We start from the raw sequence: 16,032 nt of genomic DNA, 5'->3' as shown, positions 1-16,032 counted from the left end.
TCCGGGTGGCCCGGCGCGGCGCGCAACGGCCGGAGGGGCCGGACGAGCGCGCGGGCCCGCCGGGACTCAGCCGGGGCGGGCACTCACCCCGGGAGAGCGGTCACCCGGTCCGGCCGGCGCGGGTCGCGGCCCGCCGTCGGCCCCCGTCGGAAGGGCCGCGCCGGAGCGGTGCCCGGCCGGCGCCGGGGCGCGGCCGTGCGCGACGGCCGGGACGGCGGCTCCCCGCCGCACGACGAACGGGGCGACGGGCACCCTGGGCCGCCGCGGCGGGGAGGCGGCCTCCAACCCGGGGACGGCTGGACGACCACACGTCGGGCGACGCACTGGACAGCGACCTCCCTCGTCGGACACGTCGACACATCGTAAAGATCTGCTTACCCGATTGCAGCTCGTGGATGCCTCGTGACGGATTGCCGACTGGGTGCTGACGGCTGACGCGCCGTGCGTTAGGGAGCCCGCCCGCGCGGTGCCGTACGCACCGGGCGGCAACGGAACAAGCCCCCCGGTGAAGGAGGGCTCGTGTCCGTTCGTGATCGGGGGACGACCGGCCGGTCAGGTCATGTCGTCGTAGCGGCGTTCGATCGGCGCCGGCGCGGCGACCGGCTCGGGGGCCGCGATCGGCGCGCTGGCGTCCACCCGCTGCCCGGCCTCCACCGGCTCGGGGTCGAACTCCAGCGGCGACACCTCGTCGTCGCCGATGCCCGCGTAGACCTCCTTGCCACGTCCCTTGCGCTTGTCGTTGAGGAACGCGACACCGACCGCCGCGAAGTAGAGCGCGCAGAGACAGAGCGCCAACGCGGTCATCCCGAACGGGTCGGGGGTCGGCGTGACCACGGCGGAGAACGCGAAGAACACAAAGACCGCGACCCGCCACCAACTAAGCAGCCGCTTCGCGCTGGCGATACCGACGAAGTTCAGCATCAACACCAACAGCGGGAACTCGAACGCCACCCCGAACAGCAGGATCAGGTTGGTGACGAACGAGATGTAGCGGGTGACCTCGAGGTTCGTGGCGATGTCGTCGCCGGAGATGTTGAGCAGGAACTCCAGGCCCTTGGTCGTGACGAAGAACGCCAGCAGGGCACCCGCCGCGAACAGCGGCGCGGCTAGCGCGGCGAAGACGTAGGCGTAGCGCCGCTCTTTCCGGTGCAGGCCGGGCGCGATGAACGCCCAGAGCTGGTAGAGCCAGACCGGGGCCGCGATGATCAACCCCACCCAGAGCCCGATCTTCAGGTTGAGCAGGAAGACGTCCGCGACACCGAGCTGCACGAACTTGCACTTGCCGCTAGCGACATCAATCGACGCCGGCAGGTCGCAGTACGGCTTCGAGAGCAGGATCCGGACCGGACCGGCGAGCCAGATGCCGAATCCGAAGCCGACCAGGATCGCCAGGGATGCCTTGAACAGCCGGTTGCGCAGCTCGCGGATGTGCTCGATGAGCGTCATCGAGCCGTCGGCGGCCCGCTCGAAGTTGCTCGGACCGCGCTTCTTGAGGGCGAAGGCCACGGGTCTCGGGCCCTTCGGTCAGTTGTCGCGGACGCGCTGCACCGGGTCGTTGACCGGGGGTGCGTACGGCTGCTGCTGCGGGGCGACGTGCGGCTGCTGCCCGGCGGGCGGCGGCGCGTACGGCTGACCCTGGACGGTCTGCGGCGGGAGCGGCTGGTAGCCGGACTGCGCGTCGGCCTTCTCGGCGAGGTCGCGGTCGTCGTCGTGCAGGCTCTTGGTCTCGGCCTTGATGATCCGCAGCGAACGGCCCAGCGAACGGGCCGCGTCCGGGAGCCGCTTCGCGCCGAAGAGCAGGATCAGCACGACCACGAGTACGGCGATGTGCCACGGCTTGAGGGCACCCATGGGAAGCTCCAGTCGCTCTGTGTCGTCGTGAGGGGTGTACCGCAGCCCATCGTACGTCCGTCGACGGCCGCTGCCACCCGCCGGGTGATGGTGGTTTGTCCCGGCCGGTGAAGTCTTGACCAACGCGGGACGTCCCGTCAACCATCTGCCGCAGGATCGTTCCTGCGTGAACCGGAGCGGTTCGCGCAGGAACCGGGCACCGATCGATCAGTCGCCGCGTTTCGCCTTGATCACGGCCAGCCGCCGCTGGGTGGTGTCGAGCTGCCCCTGGAGAGCCTCCGCCCGCGCCTGGAGGGTCTCGGCGGTCTCCCGCAGCGCCTCCGCCTCGGTCGCCCGGCGTTGCAGGGCGACGGCCGCGCGACGCAGCCGGGGCAGCCGCGCCAGCACCGGCCGCAGGGCCAGGGCGAACACGACGAGCGCGAACAGCACCACCGCGAGCACGATCCACTTCACCACGGCGGTCAGCCTACTGCGTACCGGCGGTGACCGCCGGGTCGGCCGGGGAGACCGCCCGCGCCGGGTCCGGCCCGCCGACGGGCACGGGTGGCGCGGCCGGCACCGGCGACGCGTACGCGTCGAGGGCGGCTACCGCCGCGGCCCGCACCTGCTCGGCCAGCTCGACCGGGGCGACCACCGCCACGTCCGGGCCCAGGCCCAGCACGAACCGGCGGGCCCAGCCCAGGTCGGTGACCCGCAGCGACACCAGCCACTGGTCGCCGCCGCCGGCCTCGACCCGCTCGCACGGGTAGTACTCGGTCAGCCACCGCTCGCCCCGACCGATCCGCAGGGTGATCAGCGGCAGGTCCGGCAACGGGCGGAACACGCCCTCCGTGAGGTCGTGCGGTCGGGCCTGCGGCGGCACGACCGCCCGCTCCTCCAACTCGGCGACGGCGTCGATGCGGTCGGCCCGGAACAGCCGCACCGCCTCCGCCCGGCGGCACCACGCCTCCACGTAGGCCCGCCCGCCGACCATCAGCATCCGCAGCGGGTCGACGACCCGGTCGGTGGTCTCGTCCCGCGCGGCCGTGTAGTAGGTGATGCGCAGCGCCCGGCCGCTCTCGACGGCCGTCCGCAGCTCCGCCACCCGCCGGGTGTCGGCGGGCAGCCGGACCTCGACCGGCGCCGCCACCAGGTCACCGGCAGCGTGCTCGATCTTCGCGAGGGCCCGCTCGACGGCCTCCCGGTTGGTCACCCCGGGCGTCTCGGCGAGCATCCGCAGCGCCACCACCAGCGCGAGGGCCTCGTCCGGGGTGAGCCGCAGCGGCCGGTCGATGCCGGCGTCGTAGGTGATCGTCACCCGGTCGCCGTCGAAGGCCATGTCGATCAGGTCACCCGGGCCGTAACCGGGCAACCCGCACACCCACAGCAGCTCCAGGTCCTCGCGCAGCTGCCGCTCGGTGACGCCCAGGTCCCCGGCCGCCTCGGCGAGCTCGATGCCGGGTCGGGCCAGCAGGTAGGGCACCAGGTTCAGCAGTCGGGCCAGCCGGTCGGCCGACGCGCGGGAGCCGCCCCGGGCGGCCGGCCGGGTCACCGGACACCCCCGGCGACCGCCAGGTCGTCGTGCCGGGCGGCGATCTCCTTGAGCCGCTGGATCACCGCGTCGCGCACCTCCGGCGGATCGAGCACCCGCACGTCCGGGCCGTAGCCGACGAGCTGGCCCGCGAGGACGTCCGCGTCGGCGTAGGGCAGGACGAGCCGGTCGCCCTCCGGGCAGGCGGTGACGTCGACGGCCCAGCGGCGCAGCCCGGCGGCGCGTCCGGCGGCGACCAGCACGGTGGCCCGCCCGGTGCGCTCCGCCGGCCCCGACCAGCGGGCCACGTGGCTGATCAGATCGACCCCGGCCGGCGGCTCGTAACCTCCGGGAGCGCCGGTCGCCCGGACCGTGCCGACCACCCGGGACAGCCGGAAGCAGCGGGTCGCCTCGCGGTCGAGGTCGTGCCCGACCACGTACCAGCGGCCCCGCCAGCAGACCACGCCCCACGGCTGGAGGCGGCGGCGGGTCGAGTCGTCGCGGTCGGGCACCCGGTAGTCGAAGCTGACCTCGCGCCGGTCCCGGGCCGCGGCGGTGAGCGGCGCGAACGCCGGGTCCACCGTGACCATCGGCTCCAGGCCGAGCGTGGCCTGCGGGTCCACGTCGACGCCGGCGGCGCGCAGCTTCGCCAGCCCGGAGGAGGCGGCGGCGGCCAGGCCGGCGTGCTGCCACAGCCGGGCGGCGATGCCGACCGCGGCGGCCTCGTCCGGTTCGAGGGGGATGTCGGGCAGCGCGTACTCCCGGTGAGCGATCCGGTAGCCGGGCTCCGCGTCGAAGACGCTCGCCGTCCCGGTCTCCAGCGGCACGCCCAGCTCGCGCAGCTCGGCCTTGTCCCGCTCGAACTTGCGCTGGAACGCCTCGTGGTCACGCGCGTCGTCCGGATCGTGCTCGTAGCCGGGCACAGTCGCGGCGATCTGCGCGGCGGTCAGGAACCGCCGCGTGGACAGCAGGCAGATAACCAGGTTGACCAGGCGTTCGGTGCGGGTCCGCGACACGCGGTAGACGCTAGCAGCCCACCCGCCGCGCCCGTGCACCCACGCGGGCAGGACGTGCCCCGCGTCGCGCCCGGCCGGTTCACCGGTCGCCGGGCGGCCGGCCACCGACGACCCTACAGTGACGTGGTGGCCCAGCCGGAGGTCAGGACCGAGAGCGTCGCCACCGTCGTGGTGGCGGGGGCCGCCAACCTCGCCATCGCGGTGGCCAAGCTCATCGCCGGGGTGATCTCCGGGTCGGCGGCGATGCTCTCCGAGGCCGTGCACTCCGTCGCCGACACCACCACCGAGGTGCTGCTGTACCTCGCGTTGCGTCGCGGGGCGCGGCCCGCCGACGCCCGGCACCCGTTCGGGTACGGCAAGGAGAGCTACGTCTGGGCGTTCCTCGCGGCGCTGTTCACGTTCGTCGCCGGCGCCGGCTTCGCGATCACCCACGGCGTCACCACCATCCTGGTGCACGAGCACAGCGGCGAGTACCTGGTCACCTACGTCGTGTTGGCGGTGTCGTTCGCCATCGAGTCGGTCTCGTTGGCCCGCGCCGTGCACCAGGTCCGCGCCGAGTCCCGGCGCTGGCGCACCACGCCGCGCCGGTTCCTGCACCTGACCTCCGACACCCCCCTGAAGGCGGTGTTCCTGGAGGACAGCGCCGCCCTGATCGGGCTGGTGCTGGCCGCCGCAGGGGTGGCCCTGTCGCAGCTCACCGGCGACGAGTTCTGGGACGGCGCCGCCTCCGTCCTGATCGGCGTGCTGCTGCTCGTGGTGGCCGCCGTCCTGGCACACAGCAACATCTCGCTGCTGGTCGGCCGCTCCGTACCGGAACGACTGCGCGGCGAGATCACCGAGGAACTGGCCGGCCTGCCCGCCGTGCGGCGCATCCACACGCTGCTGACGATGCAGCTCGGCCCGAGCGACGTCCTGGTCGCCGCGAAGGTGGACTTCGACGACGACGCGAGCGGCGCGACCATCGAGGACGCCGCCGACCAGGCCGAGCGGCGGCTCACCGCCCGTCACCCACAGATCCGGTACGTCTTCCTCGACCCCACCCGCACCGGCGACGCCCCGGAATCCGGCGGCCCCGACGGCTGACCGCCGGCCCACCGGACCGCCCCGGGCGCGCCCGTCGCGGGCGGCGACGCTAGCGTGCCGGGCATGGTGCGATGGCGGTCGGGAACGGTGACGGCGCTGCGGCGGCAGTGGACCGGGGCGGTGGAACTGGACGTCGAACTGCCCGACGGCGGCACCGTACGCGCCCTGGCCTATCCCGCGCTCGTCGGGCGGCCCGAGCCCGGCGACCGGGTGCTGCTCAACGCCGGCGCGCTGCTGATGGGCCTCGGCACCGGCGGATACGCCCTGGTCGTGGCGCTGCCCGACCGGCTGCCCCCGGATCCGCCGCAGGCCCTCGACAGCCGCGACGCCGGCCACCTCGTCAAGGCCCGCTACACCCCGCTGCAGCCGATCCTGCTCGGCGTCGACGAGGAGGCGTCCCCGCACCGGGAGGTCATGGAGGCCGCCGACGACCTGGCCGGCCTGCCCGTCGTCACCGCCGACCTGCACTCCGCGCTGCCGGCCGTCCTGGCCGGCATCCACGCCGACGCCCCCGCCGCCCGGGTCGCGTACCTGCTCACCGACGGCGGGGCGCTGCCGGCCTGGTTCTCCCGCACCCTCGCCGCGCTGGGCGACTACCTCGTCGGCACGGTCACCGTCGGCCAGGCGTTCGGCGGCGACCTGGAGGCGAGCACCGTGCACAGCGGGCTGCTGGCCGCCCGGCACGTGCTGCGCGCCGACCTGGCGATCGTCGCCCAGGGACCGGGCAACCTGGGCACGGGCACCCGGTGGGGCTTCTCCGGGGTGGCCGTCGGGGAGGCCGTCAACGCCGTCGCCACGCTGGGCGGGCGCCCGATCGGGTCGCTGCGGATCTCCGACGCCGACCCCCGGCCCCGCCACCGGGGTGTGTCGCACCACAGCCTCACCGCGTACGGCCGGGTGGCCCTCGCCCCCGCCGAGCTGGTCGTGCCCGACGGACTGGCGCCGGCGCTGGCCGGCGAGGTGGACGCGGCGCTGGCGCCCCTCACGGCGCGGCACACCGTCGTCCGGGTCCCGACCGGCGGGCTGGACGCCGCGCTGCGGGACACCCCGGTGACGCTGTCCACCATGGGTCGGGGCCTCGACGCCGACCACGCCTACTTCCTGGCCGCCGCCGCGGCCGGCCGGCACGCCGCGCGCCTGCTGTCCTGACCTGCGGCCACCACCGGGCCCCGGCGCCTGCGGGTGCGGCGGTCGCCCGCCCCCGAGCGGCAGGTGCCGGGACCCGGGTGGTGGTCGGTCAGCTCGCCCCGTAGCCGTACCGCACGATGCGCTCGGCGGCCATCTCGTACACCGCCGGGTCCTCCGGGGCCAGCGTGCCCAGCCCGTCCACGTACCGGTTGAACATGCAGAACGCCGCCGCGATCAGGACCGTGTCGTGGATCTCCAGATCCGTCGCGCCGGCGCCCCGGGCGACCTTGACCAGGTCCGCCGTCACCTCCCGGCCACTGCGCTGCACGGCACCGGCGATGTCCAGCAACGCCCGCAGCTTCTCGCTGACCTCGGCGGCCGCCGGATCGGCACGGACCTGTTCCACCAACCGCATGCCCGAGGGCAGCTGCGCCGCCGCGAAGGCCGAGTGCGAGGCGCAGCAGAAGTTGCAATCGTTGAGCCCCGACACGTACGCCGCGATCAGCTCCCGCTCCCCCGCCGTCAGCGTGGGATGCGGAGCGCGCAGCAGCGCCTCCGCCAGCTCGCCGAGCGGCTTGGCCGTCTCGGGACGGAACCGCAGCGGGCCGTTGATGCCCGGATGCTCCCGCTCGTCGAGGCCGAGGTCGATGTGTGCCATACGGTCACCCTCCCTGCCGCGACCACGCAGCGCGCGTGGCCCGTCACCGACAATGCCGAACGGGCACGACGGTTCCAGCTCAGCCGAGACGGCACAACTTCCAGATTGCGGCGTTCCCCGGCCGGGGTGCCGGGTCGGACCGGCGGCCGGGCGGCGCCCCACTTCACGGCCGCCGGGGGACGCGGTTCGGTGTCCAGCGTGAAAGCCGACCCGGCTCGTGGCGTCCGTCGGCGCCGCCGGGCGGGTCAGACCAGGAAGATGAGGGCGAGCCAGGCGCCCACGATCAGCACCAGCGCGAGCGCCAGCACCCAGGTGGGCACCGTGTACTCGCCGCGCCGGTTGCGCTCGATCTCGGCGCGGATCTTCTCGCGGCGGCGCTCGGCCCAGTTCTGTCGCTGCTGGCCGCGCTCGGGGGGTTCGGAAGTCGTCATGGCGCGGTCAGCCTACCGGCCCGGCCGGCCCGGACGGTGATCGCCACCGCACCGGGCCGGCCGGCCGCCGTCACATGCTGGCGATCAGCCGTTCCACCCGCTCGTCGTACGCCCGGAACGGGTCCTTGCAGAGCACCGTGCGCTGCGCCTGGTCGTTGAGCTTGAGGTGCACCCAGTCGACGGTGAAGTCGCGCCGCTTCTCCTGGGCGTGCCGAATGAACTCCCCGCGCAGCCGGGCCCGGGTCGTCTGCGGCGGGGTCTCCTTGGCCTCGAAGATCTCCGGATCGGTCGCCACCCGGTCCACCTCGCCGCGCCGCTCCAGCAGCCCGTAGAGGCCCCGGCCCCGGCGCAGGTCGTGGTAGGCCAGATCCATCTGGGCCACCCGCGGGTGCGACAGCGGCAGGTCGTGCTTGCGCTGGTAGCGCTCGATGAGCCGCAGCTTGGTCACCCAGTCGATCTCCCGCGACACCGGTTCCAGGTCGCCGGTCTCCACCGCGCGCAGCACCCGGCCCCACAGCTCCACCACCCGCTTGGCGGTCTGGTCGCCGCCGCGCCGCTCCACGAACTCGGTCGCCTTGGCCAGGTATTCCTGCTGGATCTCCAGCGCGCTGACCTCCTTGCCGGAGGAGAGCCGCACCTTGCGGCGGCCGGTGATGTCGTGCGACACCTCGCGGATCGCCCGGATCGGGTTCTCCAGCGTCAGGTCGCGCATCACCACCCCGGCCTCGATCATCCGCAGCACGATGTCGGCGGTGCCCACCTTCAGCAGGGTGGTGACCTCGTTCATGTTGGAGTCGCCGACGATGACGTGCAGCCGCCGGTAGCGCTCCGCGTCCGCGTGCGGCTCGTCGCGGGTGTTGATGATCGGCCGGCTCCGGGTCGTCGCCGACGAGACGCCCTCCCAGATGTGCTCGGCCCGCTGCGAGAGGCAGTAGACCGCCCCGCGCGGCGTCTGCAGCACCTTGCCCGCCCCGCAGATCAACTGCCGGGTGACCAGGAACGGGATCAGCACGTCGGCCAGCCGGCCGAACTCCCCGTGCCGCGAGACCAGGTAGTTCTCGTGGCAGCCGTACGAGTTGCCGGCCGAATCGGTGTTGTTCTTGAACAGGTAGATCTCGCCCGCGATGCCCTCGTCGTGCAGCCGCTTCTCCGCGTCGACGAGCAGACCCTCCAGGATCCGCTCGCCGGCCCGGTCGTGCGCGACCAGGTCCACCACCGAGTCGCACTCCGGGGTGGCGTACTCCGGGTGCGAGCCGACGTCCAGGTAGAGCCGGGCGCCGTTGCGCAGGAAAACGTTGCTCGACCGGCCCCACGACACCACACGGCGGAAGAGGTACCGGGCGACCTCGTCAGGGGACAGCCGCCGCTGCCCGCGGTAGGTGCAGGTGACGCCGTACTCGGTCTCGAGGCCGAAGATTCGCCGCTCCATGATGAGACATTAGCCGCCCGAGGCCCCAGATGGGCAGCGCACACCGTGCCGGTCTCACACGGGATCGGTGACGGTCGGTCCCGGGCACCGCAGCGCCGGTCCCGACCAGCACGCGGCGGCCACGGCCCGCTCGTACGCCCGCCGGTCGGGTGCGGTGCGCCGCCGACGTCGCCCTTCCGCGCGAGGCGTCCCGGTTGGACGCTCCGCGCCACGGATCCGCGACGGGCGGGCAGGTCCTGCACGGCGGCGTCGAAGGCCCTGAGACGCCCGAGAGCGGTGGGCGACGACCCTTGAGGCGGCCGGGAACAGCGACGGCGGGCGCGGTGGGGTTGTTGTACGACGGCTTCGGTGGCGCGCAGCCGTACGGCCAACTCGGCGCGCGGGCCGCAGTCGACCCGCACGCCACAGCGGGCCCCGGGCTGGGCGGTCGGGCGTGGACACGCCCGACCGCCCAGCCGGGACGTGCCCGCTACGCCTCGGGGGTGTCCCGGCCCTCCAGGTCCGCCGAGCCGGCCGACGTGGTGGGCTTCTTCGCCTCCTCGGTCGGCGAGGTCGGCGTCTCCGGGCGGGCCGACACCGGCTCCTCGGCCTTGTCGCCGTCGAGCAGCGCGGTAAGCGCAGCCCCGGTGATCCGACGGAACGTCCGCCCCACCCGGCGACGGTCCAGGACCGCCACCTCCAACTGGTTGGCGGCGATGGTCCGGGCGGCGCCGCCCTCTCCCCCGACGCTGCTCAGGGCCTGCACCGCGACCTTGACCGCCTCGCCCAGCGACATGTCCGGACGGTGGTGGGACTTCAGCACGCCGGTGATGGCCTCGGCCTGTCCACCCATCGCCATCCGGCCCGGCTCGTCGTTGACGGATCCGTCGTAGGTGAGCCGGTAGAGCTCGTCGTCCTCGGCGGTGGTGCCGACCTCGGCCACGCAGATCTCCACCTCGAACGGCTTCGACTGCTCGGTGAAGATGGCACCCAGGGTCTGCGCGAAGGCGTTCGCCAGGGCCCGGCCGGTGACGTCACGCCGGTCGTAGCTGAGGCCGTTCAGGTCGGCCATCCGCACGCCGGCGCGGCGCAGGTTCTCGAACTCGTTGTAGCGGCCGACGGCGGCGAAGCCGATCCGGTCGTAGATCTCACTGACCTTGTGCAGGGCGCTGGAGAGGTTCTCGGCGACGAAGAGCACCCCGCCCTCGTAGCTCAGGACCACCGCGCTGCGGCCCCGGGCGATGCCCTTGCGGGCCAGCTCGGAGCGGTCGCGCATGATCTGCTCGGGCGAGGCGTAGAACTGCATGGCCACGGCGGCGGTTCTCCTTAGGGCGCTGTGCTGACGGCTGCTGACTGGTACGGGCGGGAGCGGATCAACCGCCCGGGTTCTCCATCCGGCCGGAGACCACGCTCTCGGCGATCGCCGACATCTCCTCGTCGGTGAGCCGGTGGGTGCCCTCCGCCGTCGCCGTCATCACCACCGGGTAGATCCGCCGGATCAGGTCCGGGCCGCCGGTCGCGGTGTCGTCGTCGGCCGCGTCGTAGAGCGCCTCGACCGCGAGCCGGACCGCCTCGTCGATGGAGAGCCCCGGCTGGAAGCGCTTCTTCAGCGCCGACCGGGCGAAGAGCGAGCCGGAGCCGATCGCGTCGTAGCCGGTCTCCTCGTAGGGGCCGCCGGTGACGTCGAAGCTGAAGATGCGGCCGGCCCGCGCCGGGTCCTTCGCGGCCAGGTCGTAGCCGGCGAAGAGCGGGATGACCGCGAGGCCCTGCATCGCGGCGCCCAGGTTGCCACGGATCATGGAGGCGAGCCGGTTGGCCTTGCCGTCGAGCGAGAGCATCGCGCCCTCGATCTTCTCGTAGTGCTCCAGCTCCACCTGGAACAGTCGCATCAGCTCGATGCCGATCCCCGCCGTGCCGGCGATGCCGACCAGGGAGTACGCGTCGGCCGGGTGAACCTTCTCGATGTCGCGCTGGGCGATCAGGTTGCCCATGGTGGCCCGCCGGTCGCCGGCCATCACGACACCGCCGGCAGCCGAGATGGCCACGATGGTGGTCGCGTGCGGCGCCATGTCGGCGGCCATACCCGGCGGCAGCGGCCGGCGGCCGGGCAACATCTCGGGGGCCACCTTGCTCAGGAACGAGGTGAAGGAGGACGTCCCCGCGTTGGTGAACACATCTGGTAGACGCCCGGATGGATCAAAACCCGCTGCCACGTGGTTCCTCTCAGATATGTGATCGCCCCGGCCAGCCGCGACCGATCGTCACGGAACTGGCCAAGGCCACCGTTGCAGTTGAAGCACAATATCCCGCGCACCCATCCGGTGCGATGATCGTGGTCCAGATGTTGGGGGTCCGGCGTGCCACAGATCGCGCACACCCCGCCCTGCCCGGTCAGGAGCTCCTGGAACTCCTTCTCGCCGACGCCGCAGGTGGTATTCGCGACTGCCGCCGTGGAGCCGCTGGGCCGTCTGCTTGCCCCGAGCGTGGTGACAGGGCTTGCGGTAGCTGCCCGCCTAGGCAAGCCCGTCAGCCCGCCGCCGACTTCGATGGAACTCGGCGACGGGCAGCAAGCGGTTGCACCGGGAGCACACCTTGTCCGACGCCCGAGGCAAATCGGACATAAGTGCTATTCCCCGCCCTTCTGGACATAGCCCCTGACGAACTCCTCGGCGTTCTCCTCGAGGACGGAGTCGATCTCGTCGAGCAGGTCGTCGACGTCCTCGGTGATCTCGGCGTGCCGCTCGGCGACCTCCGGGTTCGCCTCCGTGGTGACGTCCTCGATCTCCTCGCCCTGACGCGACTTGCCCGACTGCGACTGCCCGCCGCTGTCACGAGTGGCCATTGCTGCCTCCTCCACGATCGCCCTGCGATCAACTTACCTCGCGGAGGCGACGAAAAGCCCGCCGCGCGCCGCGTTCGGCACCCGACGGGCAATCGTCGACCCGGTCAGCCGCCGGTCAGGGTCTCCAACAGGTCCTTGGCGCTCGCACAGCGGTCGAAGAGCGCCCCCACGTGCTTGCGGGTGCCGCGCTCCGGCTCCATCATCGGCACCCGCACCAGCGACTCCCGGCCGACGTCGAAGATGACCGAGTCCCAGCTGGCCGCGACGACCTCGGAGGCGTACTGGGCCAGGCAGCGGCCACGGAAGTAGGCCCGGGTGTCCTCCGGCGGTTCGGTCATCGCCGTACGCGTCTGCTCGTCGTCGAGCAGCGTCTTCATCGCGCCCCGCGAGACCAGCCGGTGGTAGAGGCCCTTCTCCGGGCGGACGTCGGAGTACTGGAGGTCGACCAGTTGCAGCTTGTGCGAGCCCCAGCCGAGCTGCTCGCGCTCCCGGTAGCCCTCCAGCAGCCGCAGCTTGGCCACCCAGTCCAGCTCGTCGGCGCAGAGCATGACGTCCCGGCCCAGCCTGTCCAGCACGCGCTCCCAGCGGGCGAGCACGTCGAGGGTCTGCTCGTCGGCGTCGGTGCCGTAGCGGTCGTCCACGAAGGACCGGACCCGCTCGTAGTAGGCCCACTGGAGGTCCAGGGCCGTCAGCCGTCGCCCGTCGCGCAGCCGCATCCGGTGTGTCAGGGACGGGTCGTGGCTGACGGCGCGCAGCTCGCTGACCGGGTCGGCGATGCCGAGGTCGGGGCCGAGCGCCTTCTCCTCGATCATCGTGAGGATCAGCGCCGTGGTGCCGACCTTGAGGTACGTGGAGATCTCCGACAGGTTCGCGTCGCCGATGATGACGTGCAGCCGGCGGTACTTGTCGGCGTCGGCGTGCGGCTCGTCGCGGGTGTTGATGATCGGCCGCTTGAGGGTGGTCTCCAGGCCGACCTCGACCTCGAAGAAGTCCGCACGTTGGGAGATCTGGAAGCCGCTCTGCCCGCCGTCCTGGCCGATGCCGACCCGGCCGGCGCCGCAGACGATCTGCCGGGTCACGAAGAACGGCGTCAGGTACGCGACGATGTCGGCGAACGGCGTCTGCCGGCGCATCAGGTAGTTCTCGTGCGAGCCGTAGCTGGCGCCCTTGTTGTCGGTGTTGTTCTTGTAGAGGTGGATCGGCTGGGTGCCGGGGATGGTGGCGGCGCGGCGGGCCGCCTCGGCCATCACCCGCTCCCCCGCCTTGTCCCAGCGCACCACGTCCAGCGGGTTGGTCACCTCTGGTGTGGAGTACTCCGGGTGGGCGTGGTCGACGTAGAGCCGTGCGCCGTTGGTGAGTATCACGTTGGCCAGCCCGAGGTCCTCGTCGGCGAGCGCCTCGGCCGGGTCGTACGCGGCACCGGAGTAGGTGAAGCCGCGCGCGTCCCGCAGCGGCGACTCCTCCTCGTAGTCCCAGCGGGCGCGGCCGCCCCGGTTGAGTTCCGGGCGCGCCCCGTAGGCGTTGACCACCTGGGAGGAGGTGACCATGGGGTTGGCCCCGGCCTGGCCGGGAACGGAGATGCCGTACTCGACCTCGGTGCCCATGATCCGTCTTACGCTCATCGACCTACCCGCTTCGCTCGCCCGACCCGGTCCCCCGTCACGTCGAGCGTAGTCGGCCGCGCGGCGGATGGGGGCGCGGCGGACCGGGGCGGCGGGGGCGGAGAGGCGGGCACCAACGGGACGGGGCCCGTGGCGCGTCGCGCCACGGGCCCCGTGCGGGTGTCCGTCAGAGGTACTGGCCGGTGTTGCTGGCGGTCTCGATGGACCGGCCGGCCTCCGCGCCCTTGCCGCCGGAGACGAGCGTGCGGATGTAGACGATCCGCTCGCCCTTCTTGCCGGAGATCCGGGCCCAGTCGTCGGGGTTGGTGGTGTTGGGCAGGTCCTCGTTCTCCCGGAACTCGTCGACGCAGGCGTCGAGGAGGTGCTGCAGGCGCAGGCCCTTGCGTCCGGAGGTGAGGAACTCCTTGATGGCCATCTTCTTGCCCCGGTCGACGATGTTCTGGATCATCGCGCCGGAGTTGAAGTCCTTGAAGTAGAGGACTTCCTTGTCGCCGTTGGCGTAGGTGACCTCGAGGAAGCGGTTCTCCTCGGTCTCCGAGTACATCCGCAGCACGACCGCGTCGATCATCGCCGCGACGGTGGCCTGGGGGTCGCCGCCGTGCTCGGCCAGGTCGTCCGGGTGCAGCGGCAGCCCGGAGAGGATGTACTTGGAGAAGATGTCCTTGGCCGCCTCGGCGTCCGGCCGCTCAATCTTGATCTTGACGTCGAGTCGGCCCGGCCGGAGGATCGCCGGGTCGATCATGTCCTCCCGGTTGGAGGCGCCGATGACGATGACGTTCTCCAGCCCCTCCACGCCGTCGATCTCGCTGAGCAGCTGCGGGACGATGGTGTTCTCCACGTCGGAGGAGACGCCGGAGCCGCGGGTCCGGAAGATCGAGTCCATCTCGTCGAAGAACACGATCACCGGGGTGCCCTCGCCGGCCTTCTCGCGGGCCCGCTGGAAGATCAGCCGGATGTGCCGCTCGGTCTCGCCGACGTACTTGTTGAGCAGCTCCGGGCCCTTGATGTTGAGGAAGAAGCTGGTGTGCTTCTCCTTGCCCTCCCGCTCGGCGATCTTCTTCGCCAGCGAGTTGGCCACCGCCTTGGCGATCAGCGTCTTGCCGCAGCCGGGCGGGCCGTAGAGCAGGATGCCCTTCGGCGGGCGGAGCTGGTGCTCGCGGAACAGGTCGGCGTGCAGGAAGGGCAGTTCCACCGCGTCGCGGATCTGCTCGATCTGCGAGTGGAGGCCACCGATGTCGGTGTAGTCGACGTCGGGCACCTCCTCCAGGACCAGTTCCTCGACCTCGCTCTTCGGGATCCGCTCGTACGCGTACGCCGAGCGGGGCTCGATCATGAGCGAGTCGCCGGCCCGGATCGGCGAACCGATCAGGGTGTCGGCGAGGTGCACGATGCGCTCCTCGTCGGAGTGCGAGACCACCAGGGCCCGGTCGCCCGGGCTGCCGTCGGGACCCGCGAGGATCTCCTTGAGCATCGCCACCTCGCCGACTCGCTCGAAACCGAACGCGTCGACGATGTTGAGCGCGTCGTTGAGCAGGACCTCCTGGCCGCGCCGCAGCTCGGCGACGTCCAGCGAGGGCGAGACGGCGACACGGAGCTTGCGTCCGCCGGTGAAGACGTCCACCGTGCCGTCGTCGTGCCGCGCAAGGAAGACGCCGTAACCACTCGGCGGTTGCGCGAGGCGGTCGATCTCCTCCTTGAGCGTCACGATCTGCGCGCGAGCCTCCTTGAGGGTGCTCACGAGCCGGTCGTTGTTCTCGGTCAGCCGCGCCAACTGTGCCTGGGTGGCCGCCAGCCGCTCTTCGAGCTGCCGGACGTGTCGGGGGCTTTCGGTCAACTTGCGCCGCACCAGAGCGAGTTCCTCTTGAAGGAACGCGACCTGCGTGGAGAGATCGTGGGCCTCCTTCTCCCACCGTGCGGCGCGCGAGTCCGCGTCGTCGCTGCGTGCCACGTCCCACCTCCCCGGGGGGCTTGAACGTTCTGCCCTAACACTAGCCGCTATGAGGCCGATTCGGTCCCACGCAACGCGCTCGTCACCGAACCTTGATCGCGAAGGGTGGCCCGGGGGGCCGGTACGGGCGTTCGGGTACCGTCGGGGCGTGGGACGGGAGAACATGGGGGGTGCGCCGTGGCGGAGGTCGTGACGGACGAGTTGCAGGTCTGGGTTGACCAGGATCTCTGCACGGGCGACGGGCTCTGCGTGCAGTACGCGCCCGAGGTCTTCGAGTTCGACGTCGACGGGCTGGCGTACGTCAAGGGCCCCGACGGCGAGCTGCGGATGGCGCCGGGCAGCCGGGTCGACGTGCCGGAGCACCTGCGCCTCGAGGTGATCGACTCGGCGAAGGAGTGCCCGGGCGAGTGCATCCACGTGGTGCGCGGCAGCGACGGCGTCGAGGTGGCCGGCCCGGAGGCCGAGGAGGACTGACGGCCCGGCCCTCCCGCGCCGTGGCGCGGGAGGATCGAGACGTCCGGGAACCCGCCTGCGC

17 protein-coding genes are annotated in these 16,032 nt (G+C 72.3%); 3 read left to right on the top strand and 14 right to left on the bottom strand.

Annotated features, from left to right (window positions below):
- Window positions 1-552: 552 nt before the first annotated feature.
- The 5 genes from tatC to AC0OO9_RS29460 all read right to left on the bottom strand — a co-directional run bounded on the left by tatC (window position 553) and on the right by AC0OO9_RS29460 (window position 4,377).
- Window positions 553-1,506 carry a twin-arginine translocase subunit TatC gene (gene tatC / locus AC0OO9_RS29480; protein ID WP_484513969.1) on the bottom strand — a complete coding sequence of 318 codons (954 nt, stop codon included), beginning with the start codon at window positions 1,504-1,506 and terminating at the stop codon, window positions 553-555.
- 18 nt (window positions 1,507-1,524) lie between these two features.
- The gene (gene tatA, locus AC0OO9_RS29475; protein WP_121398247.1) at window positions 1,525-1,851 is read right to left on the bottom strand and encodes a Sec-independent protein translocase subunit TatA; all 327 of its coding nucleotides are present in this window, start codon (window positions 1,849-1,851) and stop codon (window positions 1,525-1,527) included.
- A 207-nt stretch (window positions 1,852-2,058) separates the two neighbouring features.
- On the bottom strand, window positions 2,059-2,307 hold the full coding sequence (locus tag AC0OO9_RS29470) for a hypothetical protein (protein ID WP_132237479.1): 249 nt from the start codon (window positions 2,305-2,307) through the stop codon (window positions 2,059-2,061).
- Window positions 2,308-2,317: 10 nt separating this feature from the next.
- A complete protein-coding gene (locus AC0OO9_RS29465; RefSeq protein WP_484513967.1) occupies window positions 2,318-3,382 on the bottom strand; it encodes a helix-turn-helix transcriptional regulator in 1,065 nt (354 codons plus the stop codon).
- The gene (locus AC0OO9_RS29460; protein ID WP_151455844.1) at window positions 3,379-4,377 is read right to left on the bottom strand and encodes a helix-turn-helix transcriptional regulator; all 999 of its coding nucleotides are present in this window, start codon (window positions 4,375-4,377) and stop codon (window positions 3,379-3,381) included. Before AC0OO9_RS29460 ends, AC0OO9_RS29465 begins: the two co-directional genes overlap by 4 nt.
- Window positions 4,378-4,503: 126 nt before the next feature.
- Here AC0OO9_RS29460 and AC0OO9_RS29455 point away from each other — a divergent pair, with 126 nt between their 5' ends.
- Together AC0OO9_RS29455 and AC0OO9_RS29450 are read left to right on the top strand one after the other, a co-directional pair.
- Window positions 4,504-5,460 carry a cation diffusion facilitator family transporter gene (locus tag AC0OO9_RS29455; protein WP_484513964.1) on the top strand — a complete coding sequence of 319 codons (957 nt, stop codon included), beginning with the start codon at window positions 4,504-4,506 and terminating at the stop codon, window positions 5,458-5,460.
- A gap of 63 nt (window positions 5,461-5,523) precedes the next feature.
- The gene (locus tag AC0OO9_RS29450) at window positions 5,524-6,609 is read left to right on the top strand and encodes a DUF3866 family protein (protein WP_484513963.1); all 1,086 of its coding nucleotides are present in this window, start codon (window positions 5,524-5,526) and stop codon (window positions 6,607-6,609) included.
- Between the two features lie 88 nt (window positions 6,610-6,697).
- On the opposite strand, the gene AC0OO9_RS29445 is transcribed toward AC0OO9_RS29450, so the two are convergent.
- The 9 genes from AC0OO9_RS29445 to arc form a co-directional block, all read right to left on the bottom strand.
- Entirely contained in the window at window positions 6,698-7,246 is a 549-nt protein-coding gene (locus AC0OO9_RS29445) for a carboxymuconolactone decarboxylase family protein (RefSeq protein ID WP_327028278.1), read from the bottom strand.
- Window positions 7,247-7,491: 245 nt separating this feature from the next.
- Entirely contained in the window at window positions 7,492-7,677 is a 186-nt protein-coding gene (locus AC0OO9_RS29440) for a hypothetical protein (RefSeq protein WP_151455848.1), read from the bottom strand.
- A gap of 70 nt (window positions 7,678-7,747) precedes the next feature.
- Window positions 7,748-9,106 (bottom strand): Pup--protein ligase, encoded by a 1,359-nt coding sequence (gene pafA / locus AC0OO9_RS29435; protein WP_357881540.1) that lies wholly within the window; start codon window positions 9,104-9,106, stop codon window positions 7,748-7,750.
- Between the two features lie 469 nt (window positions 9,107-9,575).
- Window positions 9,576-10,397, bottom strand: a complete 822-nt coding sequence (prcA, locus tag AC0OO9_RS29430) for a proteasome subunit alpha (protein WP_132237463.1) — start codon at window positions 10,395-10,397, stop codon at window positions 9,576-9,578.
- Window positions 10,398-10,458: 61 nt separating this feature from the next.
- Complete coding sequence (prcB, locus tag AC0OO9_RS29425) at window positions 10,459-11,298, bottom strand: proteasome subunit beta (protein WP_192581475.1); 840 nt, start codon at window positions 11,296-11,298, stop codon at window positions 10,459-10,461.
- A complete protein-coding gene (locus AC0OO9_RS29420) occupies window positions 11,217-11,462 on the bottom strand; it encodes an endonuclease VII domain-containing protein (RefSeq protein ID WP_311412757.1) in 246 nt (81 codons plus the stop codon). Before AC0OO9_RS29420 ends, prcB begins: the two co-directional genes overlap by 82 nt.
- 249 nt (window positions 11,463-11,711) lie before the next feature.
- A complete protein-coding gene (locus tag AC0OO9_RS29415; RefSeq protein WP_088993750.1) occupies window positions 11,712-11,927 on the bottom strand; it encodes a ubiquitin-like protein Pup in 216 nt (71 codons plus the stop codon).
- 104 nt (window positions 11,928-12,031) lie between these two features.
- Complete coding sequence (gene dop / locus AC0OO9_RS29410) at window positions 12,032-13,549, bottom strand: depupylase/deamidase Dop (protein WP_151455852.1); 1,518 nt, start codon at window positions 13,547-13,549, stop codon at window positions 12,032-12,034.
- Window positions 13,550-13,715: 166 nt separating this feature from the next.
- A complete protein-coding gene (gene arc, locus AC0OO9_RS29405) occupies window positions 13,716-15,497 on the bottom strand; it encodes a proteasome ATPase (protein ID WP_121398236.1) in 1,782 nt (593 codons plus the stop codon).
- A 177-nt stretch (window positions 15,498-15,674) separates the two neighbouring features.
- Here arc and AC0OO9_RS29400 point away from each other — a divergent pair, with 177 nt between their 5' ends.
- Window positions 15,675-15,971, top strand: coding sequence for a ferredoxin (locus AC0OO9_RS29400; RefSeq protein WP_366643547.1), 297 nt, complete (start codon window positions 15,675-15,677; stop codon window positions 15,969-15,971).
- Window positions 15,972-16,032 lie beyond the last annotated feature (61 nt).

It is taken from the genome of Micromonospora sp. USAFONa4 (assembly GCF_057197825.1).
This window is presented reverse-complemented; position numbering and strand designations above follow the sequence as displayed.

What these genes read in the sequence shown, in the direction of transcription:
- AC0OO9_RS29450 (WP_484513963.1), top strand. Translation starts at nt 5,524, where the DNA reads ATGGTGCGATGGCGGTCGGGAACGGTGACGGCGCTGCGGCGGCAGTGG.
- AC0OO9_RS29445 (WP_327028278.1), bottom strand. Translation starts at nt 7,246, where the DNA reads ATGGCACACATCGACCTCGGCCTCGACGAGCGGGAGCATCCGGGCATC.
- AC0OO9_RS29440 (WP_151455848.1), bottom strand. Translation starts at nt 7,677, where the DNA reads ATGACGACTTCCGAACCCCCCGAGCGCGGCCAGCAGCGACAGAACTGG.
- tatA (WP_121398247.1), bottom strand. Translation starts at nt 1,851, where the DNA reads ATGGGTGCCCTCAAGCCGTGGCACATCGCCGTACTCGTGGTCGTGCTG.
- dop (WP_151455852.1), bottom strand. Translation starts at nt 13,549, where the DNA reads ATGAGCGTAAGACGGATCATGGGCACCGAGGTCGAGTACGGCATCTCC.
- pafA (WP_357881540.1), bottom strand. Translation starts at nt 9,106, where the DNA reads ATGGAGCGGCGAATCTTCGGCCTCGAGACCGAGTACGGCGTCACCTGC.
- AC0OO9_RS29415 (WP_088993750.1), bottom strand. Translation starts at nt 11,927, where the DNA reads ATGGCCACTCGTGACAGCGGCGGGCAGTCGCAGTCGGGCAAGTCGCGT.